The sequence below is a fragment of the Streptomyces sp. NPDC059900 genome, assembly GCF_050270335.1.
GTDB lineage: Bacteria > Actinomycetota > Actinomycetes > Streptomycetales > Streptomycetaceae > Streptomyces.
Genome location: NZ_JBNNJZ010000307.1, coordinates 1 through 9,853, shown reverse-complemented (window position 1 = coordinate 9,853; position 9,853 = coordinate 1). Strand labels below are relative to the sequence as shown.

Genomic DNA, 9,853 nt, shown 5'->3' with positions numbered 1-9,853 from the left:
GCGAGCACCTGTGTCACCAGGGTCGACTTCCCGGAGCCGGATACTCCGGTCACCGCCGTCAGCACGCCGAGCGGCACGTCGACGGACACGTCGTGCAGATTGTGCCGGGAGACGCCGCTCAGGTGCAGCCAGCCCTGCGGCTTGCGGGGGCGGCGGGTGGCGGGCCGGGCGCGTCCGAACAGATGACGGCCGGTGGCCGACTCCTCGACCGCTTCGAGGCCGGGGACCGGACCGCTGTACAACACCCGCCCACCGGCCTCCCCGGCGCCCGGTCCGATGTCGACGACCCAGTCGGCCCGGCGTACGACGTCCATGTCGTGCTCCACGACGAACAGTGAGTTGCCCGACGCCTTGAGCTGGTCGAGGACATCGAGCAGGGGCTCCGCGTCGGCGGGGTGCAGACCGGCGGACGGCTCGTCGAGCACGTAGACCACGCCGAAGAGCCCGGAGCGCAGCTGGGTGGCGATCCGCAGGCGCTGTGCCTCGCCGGGCGAGAGGGTCGTCGAGCGGCGGCCGAGACTGAGGTAGCCGAGGCCCAGGCCGAGCAGCACCTCGATACGGGCGACCACGTCGGCGCAGATCCGCACCGCTGCCTCGGTGTTCTCCCCGGACCGGTCGGTCGACGCTTCCGGCAGCTGTGCCACGGGCCGCAGCAGGGCCGCGACCTCGGCCAGCGGCAGCGCGTTGACCTCGGCGAGGGACCGGCCCGCGAAGGTGACCGCGAGCGCTTCGGGCCGCAGGCCGCTGCCCTGGCACGCGCGGCAGGGCACGCTCCGTACGAACCGCAGCGCGCGGTCGCGCATCCGCTGGCTCTTGGAGTCGGCGAGAACGTGCATGACGTGCTTGCGGGCGCTCCAGAACGTGCCGTGGTAGCCGTAGTCGACACGGCCAGGCTCGGGCTCGATGAGGACGGCGGGCTGTTCGTCGGTGTAGAGCAGCCACTGCCTGTCCTTCTTCCTGAGCCTGCGCCACGGTCGGTCGATGTCGATGCCGAGACCGCTCACGATGCTGCGCAGGTTGGCGCCCTGCCAGGCGCCGGGCCAGGCAGCGATCGCGCCGTCCCGGATGCTCAGCGAAGGGTCGGGGACGAGCAGATCTTCGGCGACGTCGAGAGTCGCGCCCAGGCCGTGGCACTGCGGGCAGGCGCCGGCCGAGGTGTTGGGCGAGAACGCCTCGGCCTCAAGGCGTCCGGCGTCCGGCGGGTAGGTCCCGGCACGGGAGTAGAGGATGCGGAGCAGGTTGGACAGAGTGGTGAGCGTGCCGACCGTCGAGCGTGAACTGGGCGCCCCGCGGCGCTGTTGCAGGGCCACGGCGGGCGGCAGTCCGGTGATCTCCTGCACGTGCGGCGCGCCGACCTGTTGCAGCAGCCGGCGGGCGTACGGCGCCACGGACTCGAAGTAGCGGCGCTGGGCCTCGGCGTAGAGCGTGCCGAAGGCGAGCGAGGACTTGCCCGAACCGGAGATGCCGGTGAAGGCGACCAGCGCGTTCCGCGGAATGTCCACATCCACGTTGCGCAGGTTGTGCTCGTTGGCGCCCAGGACACGCACGCAGTGCTCAGCCGCGGAATCTTCCATGGCATGTCTTTAACCGTTCGGGCCGCCGGGCTTGGCCGCCACGCGAATGAAAGACAGTCAGGCCCCCACGATGCGCCGGACGTTGTCGATGTCTCCGCACCCCGCCCGCAACTGCTTGGCGCGTTCCTCGGTGAAGGCGGTGCCCAGTTCCTCGCGGCGCTCCATGGCCACGTTCTCGCGTGCGCCGTTGAGGATCGTCCGCTCCTCCTCGTCGGTGTGGTGGGCCACCGCCTCGACGAGCTTCTCCAGCTTGTCGTCCCAGTCCTCGGAGCCGACGTCCTTGACCTCCAGGAGGGCCAGCAGCGCCTTGTTGCCGTCCTCGTGCTCCTCGACGCCGTGTTCGACCTCGTCGTTGTCGATGTCCCGGTAGCGCTTGAGCGAGGGATAGACGTCCCGTTCCTCCGCGAGCGCGTGCGCGATGAGCAGATCGGCGAACTCCCGCAGGGCCTCGGCCCGTTCGGCCTCCACGCTGCGCATCTGGCGGAACAGCTCCTCCATCCGCCGGTGATCGTCGAGGATCAGCTCTACGACGTCGGTCGACGCTGCCTTCTCCGGCATGCGGGGCTCCTTCTCGGCAGGGGGCACAGGGGCGCGGTGCGGTGAGTGCCTTCGTACAGATACGTAGCGTGCGCACCGCTCCCGCGCGGTGCCCCGTGTACCCGGCCGTCGCGTGTGTCACTCCTGCGGCCTACCGAAGCGCGGCGTACGTCCTGTCGGGGGTGTGGTGTGCGTCCCTGCCGAGGGCGTGCTCAGCGGGCGGTGCCCGGTTCGCCGGACAGGGCGATGCGGGCGGTGATGCGTTTGCCGGCCGGTTCGGGGTGCACGTCGAAATTCTGGGCGACGGCCATGACGATCTCCAGGCCGTGCCCGCCGATCCTGAGCGGGTCCTCGGTGCGGGCGACGGGCCGGGCTGTGGCGCTGTCGTGCACGGTCACCGCCACCGCCGCGTCCACGATGCTCAGCTCCATCAGCATCGGCCCCGGGGCGTACTTGCAGGCGTTGGTGACCAGTTCGCTGACCACCAGCTGGGTGAGGTCCATCGCGCGGGCGGAGACGGGGACGTTCTGGTCCGCCCGGGCGCGCGTGAGGAAGTCGACCGCGAGGTGGCGTGCCTCGGCGATGGAGGAGTCCCCGCCGTTCAGTGGGACGGCGACACTCATGGTGTGAGTTACCGACGGCCCGTCGCCGTCAATGCCGGCTGACTCCATTTCCTCTCCACCTTCATCCCCGTTGTCTGCGCTCCCCTACCCTGCTGGACGCGGTACATACAGGTCTGACCCGGATCGATAATCCGTTCGAGCGAACCCGCCGTCCCGTCGGACGGATTCGCGGTGTTTGCCCGGCCCCGTACCGTGCCAGCGAGTGCAGTCGAGAACATGGTGACAGACCTTTGCCCTGAGCGACCGCCCCTGCGGCAGGTGCACTCCGGTGCCGGGACCGTACCCGCGCCCGTACGCGCCCACCCGCGACCGCCGGGAAGCGGCCGCCGGGGATTCTGCGAGGATGTGCCGCATGGCAGCGCTGAGCAGGAACTACGTGACGGTGACCGGTCGCGACGGGGGACCCGTGGTGATGCTGGCGCACGGGTTCGGGTGCGACCAGAACATGTGGCGCCTGGTGGTTCCGCTCCTGGAGAGTGACTTCACCGTGGTGCTGTTCGATCATGTGGGTGCCGGGCGTTCGGATCTGTCGGCGTGGAGCGAGGAGCGCTACTCGTCGCTGGACGGATACGCGGAGGACATCCTGGAGATCTGCCGTGAGCTGGATCTCGGCCCGGTGACGTTCGTGGGGCACTCGGTGAGCGCGATGATGGGCGTCCTCGCCGCGGCCCGGCAGCCGGAGGCCTTCGCCGCCCTGGTCCTGCTCGCCCCCTCGCCGTGCTTCATCGATGACCCTGCCACCGGCTATCGCGGCGGGTTCAGCGCCGGGGACATCGACGAACTGCTCGGCTCGCTGGACGCGAACTACCTGGGCTGGTCGGGCGCCATGGCTCCGGTGATCATGGGTAATCCCGGGCGGCCGGAACTGGGCGAGGAGCTGACGAACAGCTTCTGCCGCACCGACCCGGACATCGCGCGCGTCTTCGCCCGCGTCACGTTCCTCTCCGACAACCGCGACGACCTCGCACGGGTCAGTGTTCCCGCCCTGGTCGCGCAGTGTTCGAGCGACGCGATCGCGCCCCCGGAGGTCGGAGCCTTCGTCCACGCGCAGATCCCCGGCAGCCGCCTCGTCACCCTCAACGCGACCGGGCACTGCCCCCAGCTCGCCGCGCCCGAAGAGACGGCGGCCGCCATCTCGGAGTTCACGGAAGCCGTCGCGCGATGATGTCCGAGACCAGCGACGGCGGGGGCGGCGAGCGTCCGGACCGCGGTGAAGGCCCGGACCGCGGCGAGCGGCCTGGCGACGAGCACGCGGCGTTCTCCGCGCTCCTGGAGGACAGCGTCGAGGACCTGTACGAGCACGCGCCGTGCGGCTATCTCTCCACGCTCCTCGACGGCACCATCGCCAAGATCAACACGACGCTCCTCGACTGGCTCGGCCACGCCCGCGCCGACCTGGTGGGCCGCAGGACGTTCTCCGACCTGCTGACCGTGGGCGGCAGGCTCTACCACGAGACGCACTTCGGACCCCTGCTGCGCATGCAGGGCGAGGTCAGCGGAATCGCCCTGGAGCTGAAGGCGGCCGACGGCGGCCGCCTTCCCGTCCTGGTGACCTCCACGGTCAAGACCGGCGGCGACGGGCAGCCGCTGCTGATCCGCACCACCGTCTTCGACGCCAGGGACCGCCGCGCCTACGAGACCGAGCTGCTGCGCGCCCGGCAGGAGGCGGAGCGCGAACGCGAAGAGCTCAAGCGGATCAACACCGCCCTCCAGCAGACCCTGCTGCCCCCGGCCCTGGTGAGCGTGCCCGGCCTGGAGGTCGACGCGTACTACCACATCGCCTCGACGGACACGGTCGGCGGCGACTTCTACGATCTCTTCCCGCTTGCCGCGGGCACCTGGGGACTGTTCCTTGGCGACGTGTGCGGCAAGGGCGCCGCCGCCGCGGCCGTCACCTCCCTGGCCCGCTACACGCTGCGGGCCGCCGCGGTCTACGACCCCGACCCGGCCGCCGTCCTGAGCAACCTCAACACGGTCCTCAACCACGAATACACCGGCGACGACCCGCGGTTCTGCACCGTCGTCTTCGGCCTGCTCGCCCCCGACACCGACCAGGGCGGCTTCCGCGTCACCCTGGCCGGCGGCGGCCACCCGCCGGCCCTGCTCCTGCGCGGGGACGGCAGCGCAGACCACATCCCCACCCCCGGCGGGCAGCTCATCGGCGTCCTGCCCGACGCCCACATCGCCACCACCAGCATCCGCCTCACGGCGGGGGACACCCTGCTGCTGTACACCGACGGCCTCACCGAGGCGCACACGGCTTCGAACAGCGACGACGGCCGCTACGGCGACGAAGCCCTCCTCGGCTTCGCCCGTGCGCTCGCCCCCACCAACGCTGCGGGCGCCGTCGCCGCGATCCGCGACCTGCTCGACACCTTCGGCACCGGCGTCGACGACGACACCGCCGTCCTGGCCATCAGCGTGCCCCGACCCACCAGTGAAGAGCCGCAGTGACCCAGCTCACCATTCGCACCCGGACCACCGCCGCCGGCCCCGTCGTCGAACTGACCGGCGAACTCGACTATGACAGCGTCTCCCGGCTGCGCGACCTCCTGCCCGGACTGCCCCTGTCGGCAGGCCAGCAGCTCGTCATCGACCTCACCGGCCTCACGTGCTGCGACTCGAGCGGCATCAGCGCCCTCCTCGCCGCCCGCAACCACGCCCTGGCCGCCGGCGCGGACATCGCCCTGGCAGCCGTGCCCAACTGCATCAACCGTATCTTCGGCGTGGTCGGCCTGGCCGAGGTCTTCCCCGCCTTCACCACTGCCCGGGAGGCAGAAACCGCCTGGACACGGACGGCGCCCAGGCCCTGAGCCCGGTGATCAGCCGATGGGCGGGCGGTACGCGCGGCCGACGCGGCGGATCTCCTCCAGCGGGTAGGGAGTTTTCCTGGTCTCGTACTGGAGACTGCGGAAGAAGCCCACCATCACTTCGGTGAGCGGTGCGTGTCGGGTGATGAGCCTGGCGGCCGCCGCCGGAATGCCCGCGGGACGCTCGCCGCGGGCGAATGCGCGGATCTGTGCCTCGCGGTCGTCCCTGCCGTACCCGTACAGGGCGCTGACCAGCCAGTTCACCAGGTAGGTGAGCGCGTAGACGCGGTCGTACGTCCGGTGCCGGTCGAAGAAGTCGGTTTCCTGCCGCGACAGTTCGAAGCGGGAGGACAGCGCGAGGCCGTAGTCGGCGAAGTAGAGGCGGCGGCCGTCGGTGAGGATGTTCTCGAAGTGGGCGTCGAAGTGCAGGAGACCGCGGGCGTTCATGAACGCGGTGCCGGCTTCCAGGCTCTTCTCCACCATGGTGCAGGCCCGTTCGGCGGCATCGGTGCCGGCGGCCAGCCGCCCGCCCAGCCACTGGTGCAGGTTCTGCGGGATGTACTCCAGAAACAACGCGACGCAGGCCGAGGAGTCCCGCAGCGCCTCGATCCGGTCGCGCACCCGCGCTCCGCGGCCCCAGTAGGCCACCGCCTCTTCGACGTCGGCCAGTTCCCCGGGCAGGGGCGTGGAGTCGGGCAGGACCCGCCAGTGGTACATCAGGGGAAAGTTCGCGCAGGCCCCCGAGATCACCCAGTCCGTCGTACGGGTGTGTACGGCGAGCTCCCGCCAGGCCCCGAATCCCGGGCCGCCGATCCCGTACTGGCAGAAGACCGGAAGCCCGAAGACGTTCGCCGTGGACCCGGTGTTCTCCGGCCGCCGCTCCAGATCGGTGAGCGGCACCCGTTTGACGAAGACCGGAACACCCGAGATCTCCAGCAGGGCCGACTTCCCGCCGATGCCGGAACCCATCGGGGAGGCCGTGTCCAGGAGATCCAGCAGGCGCTCGTCGCTGTGCCGGGCCAGAGACGTGGACACGGCCTCGTGGGCGGCTAGACGTGATCCGCGGGACGACATGCCGGGGCCTTTCGCGGCGGGATCTAGCGGGCGGCTGAGCGTAGGGCCGTCAGGGCCCGGTCCGCGTGGGCGCTCATCCGGAACTCGCTGCGCACCACCTCCAGGACGCGGCGGTCTGGGGCGATGACGAAAGTGGCCCGCTTGGTCGGCAGCGGGCCGAAGCCGCGTGCCACGCCGAACTGCCCGCGCACCACGCCTTCCGGGTCCGACAGGAGCGGGAAGCCGAGCGTGTGCCGTCCCGCGAACTCGCTCTGGCGCTCGACGGGGTCCGAACTGATCCCCACCGGCCGGGCGCCCACCGCCGCGAACTCGGCTGCCAGATCCCGGAAGTGGCATGCCTCGGCCGTGCAGCCGGGCGTCATCGCCGCCGGATAGAAGAACACCACCACCGGGCCCTCGGACAGCAGCGACGAGAGCGCCGTGGGTGTGCCCGTCTCGTCGGGCAGCGTGAAGTCCTGGACGACGGAGCCGACTTGGATGCGGGTCATCGCTGCGCTCCTCGGCCGGTACGGACGACGGAAGGCAAAGCGGAAGCGAGCGGTGGACGAGGGGGGTGGACGGGCACGGGGTTCTCCTCACGGCGCGACGGCACGAGGCACGGGCCCGGGCACAGCACGGGCCCGGGCACGAGCGCAGGCACGGATGCCGGCACTTGCTCTGGCAGTGGCCGGCATCAGCACCGGCCTCTGCCCCGCGATACTACTCGGCGGTAAGGAGCAGTGCCCGCGGCCTGGTTCGCCGCGGGCACCACGTCGGAGCCCCTGGAGCCGCCCTGGTGCCCCAGGGGCCGATCAGCCGTGTGCGCACCAGGCGCACACGAGACCTGCCGTCACGCCGCCTTGGCGTGCGCGGTGCCCTGCTCGGTGCTCTCGTCGCCGCGGACGGCCTCCGCGCGGACCCGGGCACAGCTGGTGGTGATGAGACGCGAGACGTGCATCTGCGAGATGCCGAGCTCCTCGGCGATCTTGCTCTGCGTCATGTCCTCGAAGAAGCGCAGGTACAAGATGGTCCGCTCACGCTCCGGCAGCCGCCGCAGACCGGCCTTGGCCGCCTCCCGGTCGGTGATGAAGTCGTAGGCGGGGTCGGAGGCGCCCAGGGTGTCCGCAAGGCTGAACCCGTCGGGGTCCGCGGAGATCTCGGCGTCGAGCGACAGGGCGCTGTAACTGGTCAGGGCCTCAAGGCCGTCACGGACCTCGGCCTCCGTGAGGCCGGTGTGCTCGGCAAGGTCCGCGGTGCTGGGCTCGGCGTCCGCGCCCGGCTGCTCCATGAGATCGCGGCGCGCCACCCGCACCTTGTTGCGCAGCTCCTGCACGCGCCGGGGCACCCGTACGTCCCACATGCGGTCGCGGAAGTGCCTGCGCAGCTCTCCGGTGATGGTGGGCACGGCGTAGCTCTCGAAGGCCCCGCGCTCGGGCTCGTACCGGTTGACCGCCTTGATCAGGCCCATCGCGGCGACCTGCCGCAGGTCTTCGAGGTTCTCGCCCTTGTTGCGAAACCGGCCGGCGAGGCGGTTGGCCATGGGCAGCCACGCCGTCACGATCTCCTCGCAGAGCAGGTCGTACTCGGGTCCGCCGTCGAGCGTGGCGAGATGGGCTGCGGCGGCCTTGGTGTCGGGGGCGTCGTCGTGGGGGCGTCCCGTGCGACGACTGGCGGCTGGTGCGGTGGCATCGGTAAGCATCGAAATACGCTCCTCAACGGTGGGCGAACAACTGACCGCGAGAAACGGGATGACCCGGAGCCGGACATCCAGCGGGAGGAGATACACCGCTCCCCGCGGATGCGCCTCCGGTCCGAAGCACGAAGTACGCCTGCCCCTCGACTCGGAGAGGAAACAACGATCGGCGGGACGGATTTTCCGGAGCTCCGTCCGCGAAGGTCCGCGGCGCACTGATCGCGCACCGCCGGACCGACGCATCACCTGGTACTTCCCGGGTACCTGGCAGCCGCGCCGCCATGCCGCCCGGCTCGCTGCCGCAGCCCGCCCGGGCGAGCCTGGAGAAGGCGCCCGCCGCCGAGCGCGGGCACCGCGGACGCAGGGAAGGATGTGCCATGGGCATGCGCAGTCGGTTCAGCCGGTGGCCCGCATACCGGCAGTTCACCGCGCCGACAACACCGCGCCGACAACAATGCCCCTCGGGCGGGCGGGCGTTCGGCGCAGCGGCATCGCTTCGGCCGCGGGCCCGAAGTGCACGGTGGTCCCGCAACGGGGGAACAGCCGTGCCGGGTCTCCGACGTGCGGGCCGTCGGACCAGCGCGAATCATGAGATCGACCCACCGATGAGGAAGGGGCATCACATGCCTGCCGGAGCGAGCAAGAAGCGTGAACGCCAGTACGAGCACATCAAGGAGAGCGTCGAGGACCGCGGAGGCTCGACCAAACGCGCGAAGGAGATCGCCTCCCGCACGGTGAACAAGGAACGGGCCCGTTCGGGCGAGTCGAAGACGGCCAGCAAGACGTCCACGCAGGACAAGAAGTCGGCGTACGAGCGGGGCGGGGAGCGCTCGCACAGCGGCGCGCAGGGGCCGACCAAGGACCAGCTGTACGCGGAGGCCAGGAAGAAGAACATCGACGGCCGCTCGTCCATGAACAAGCAGCAACTCAAGAAGGCTCTCGGCCACTGATATTGCCGCACGCCTCCCGCTGGCCGAGGCCGATCGGGAATTTCACCCGATGCGGCGTGCATGCCGGGATACGAATGGGGAACCCGGGGCGCGGGGTGCGAAGCGAAGCGTCGGAACGGCCCCGGACGCTTGGCCCCGTCGGCCGGCCGCATTGGGGTGCGGCCGGCCGACGCCTTCCGCGCGGCCGGAGTGGCCACAGTGGCCGAACCCGGGGCGCTGCGGGCGACTCGGCGTGTCAGCCCACCAGGGCGTCGTCCGAGAGGAGCGAGTCGTCGGCGGGACGGGCGCCGGGCAGTTGGTGGCTCGCGGCCACCAGGGCGGCGTCGATGTCGCTGGTGCCGGTGGCCAGGCACAGGCTGTACGCGACGTCCTCGTACTCCTGACGGCTTTCTGGGCTTCCCTGGTCGGCCCGCAGGACGGCCAGGGCCTTGTAACGCTCCATCAGGTCGTCCAGGACCACGGGGTGAGCCAGCAGCATGGGAATCCTCTCGGGTCTTGCGATGCGATCATCGCTTCGCCCGTGTGCCCCGGGTGTGGAAGATCAATCGCGGTGAGGCGACGCTCACGCCGGCCCTGGCATGCGTCGGCGCGGCGAGCGCCGGAGCCGTGGCTC

General features: G+C 70.8%; 10 protein-coding genes and 1 pseudogene. 4 read left to right on the top strand and 7 right to left on the bottom strand.

Translation table 11 applies throughout. The annotated features are described in order from the left end of the window. The 3 genes and pseudogenes from ACQKIP_RS30155 to ACQKIP_RS30145 all read right to left on the bottom strand — a co-directional run. Positions 1-1,574, bottom strand: a pseudogene (locus ACQKIP_RS30155) (ABC transporter); the annotation flags it as partial. A gap of 57 nt (positions 1,575-1,631) precedes the next feature. Continuing rightward, on the bottom strand, positions 1,632-2,132 hold the full coding sequence (locus tag ACQKIP_RS30150; RefSeq protein WP_365865375.1) for a hemerythrin domain-containing protein: 501 nt from the start codon (positions 2,130-2,132) through the stop codon (positions 1,632-1,634). Positions 2,133-2,323: 191 nt separating this feature from the next. Further along, entirely contained in the window at positions 2,324-2,734 is a 411-nt protein-coding gene (locus ACQKIP_RS30145) for an ATP-binding protein (protein WP_365865374.1), read from the bottom strand. A gap of 352 nt (positions 2,735-3,086) precedes the next feature. On the opposite strand from ACQKIP_RS30145, the gene ACQKIP_RS30140 reads away from it, so the two are divergent. The 3 genes from ACQKIP_RS30140 to ACQKIP_RS30130 are packed head-to-tail and all read left to right on the top strand — an operon-like array spanning position 3,087 to position 5,547. Further along, entirely contained in the window at positions 3,087-3,899 is an 813-nt protein-coding gene (locus ACQKIP_RS30140; protein ID WP_365865372.1) for an alpha/beta fold hydrolase, read from the top strand. Further along, the gene (locus tag ACQKIP_RS30135; protein ID WP_365865371.1) at positions 3,899-5,188 is read left to right on the top strand and encodes a PP2C family protein-serine/threonine phosphatase; all 1,290 of its coding nucleotides are present in this window, start codon (positions 3,899-3,901) and stop codon (positions 5,186-5,188) included. The genes ACQKIP_RS30140 and ACQKIP_RS30135 overlap by 1 nt, the downstream gene beginning before the upstream one ends. Then, positions 5,185-5,547, top strand: coding sequence for an STAS domain-containing protein (locus tag ACQKIP_RS30130; RefSeq protein ID WP_365865369.1), 363 nt, complete (start codon positions 5,185-5,187; stop codon positions 5,545-5,547). The genes ACQKIP_RS30135 and ACQKIP_RS30130 overlap by 4 nt, the downstream gene beginning before the upstream one ends. A gap of 9 nt (positions 5,548-5,556) precedes the next feature. On the opposite strand, the gene ACQKIP_RS30125 is transcribed toward ACQKIP_RS30130, so the two are convergent. The 3 genes from ACQKIP_RS30125 to ACQKIP_RS30115 all read right to left on the bottom strand — a co-directional run bounded on the left by ACQKIP_RS30125 (position 5,557) and on the right by ACQKIP_RS30115 (position 8,296). Beyond that, positions 5,557-6,618, bottom strand: coding sequence for a protein kinase family protein (locus ACQKIP_RS30125; RefSeq protein WP_365865368.1), 1,062 nt, complete (start codon positions 6,616-6,618; stop codon positions 5,557-5,559). Between the two features lie 23 nt (positions 6,619-6,641). After that, positions 6,642-7,106, bottom strand: coding sequence for a peroxiredoxin (locus tag ACQKIP_RS30120; protein WP_365865366.1), 465 nt, complete (start codon positions 7,104-7,106; stop codon positions 6,642-6,644). Positions 7,107-7,447: 341 nt separating this feature from the next. Then, positions 7,448-8,296, bottom strand: coding sequence for a SigB/SigF/SigG family RNA polymerase sigma factor (locus tag ACQKIP_RS30115; protein ID WP_365865364.1), 849 nt, complete (start codon positions 8,294-8,296; stop codon positions 7,448-7,450). A gap of 617 nt (positions 8,297-8,913) precedes the next feature. Here ACQKIP_RS30115 and ACQKIP_RS30110 point away from each other — a divergent pair. Continuing rightward, on the top strand, positions 8,914-9,240 hold the full coding sequence (locus ACQKIP_RS30110) for a plasmid stabilization protein (RefSeq protein ID WP_365865362.1): 327 nt from the start codon (positions 8,914-8,916) through the stop codon (positions 9,238-9,240). A gap of 235 nt (positions 9,241-9,475) precedes the next feature. On the opposite strand, the gene ACQKIP_RS30105 is transcribed toward ACQKIP_RS30110, so the two are convergent. Next, a complete protein-coding gene (locus tag ACQKIP_RS30105; RefSeq protein WP_365865360.1) occupies positions 9,476-9,718 on the bottom strand; it encodes a DUF5133 domain-containing protein in 243 nt (80 codons plus the stop codon). Between the last annotated feature and the right edge of the window lie 135 nt (positions 9,719-9,853).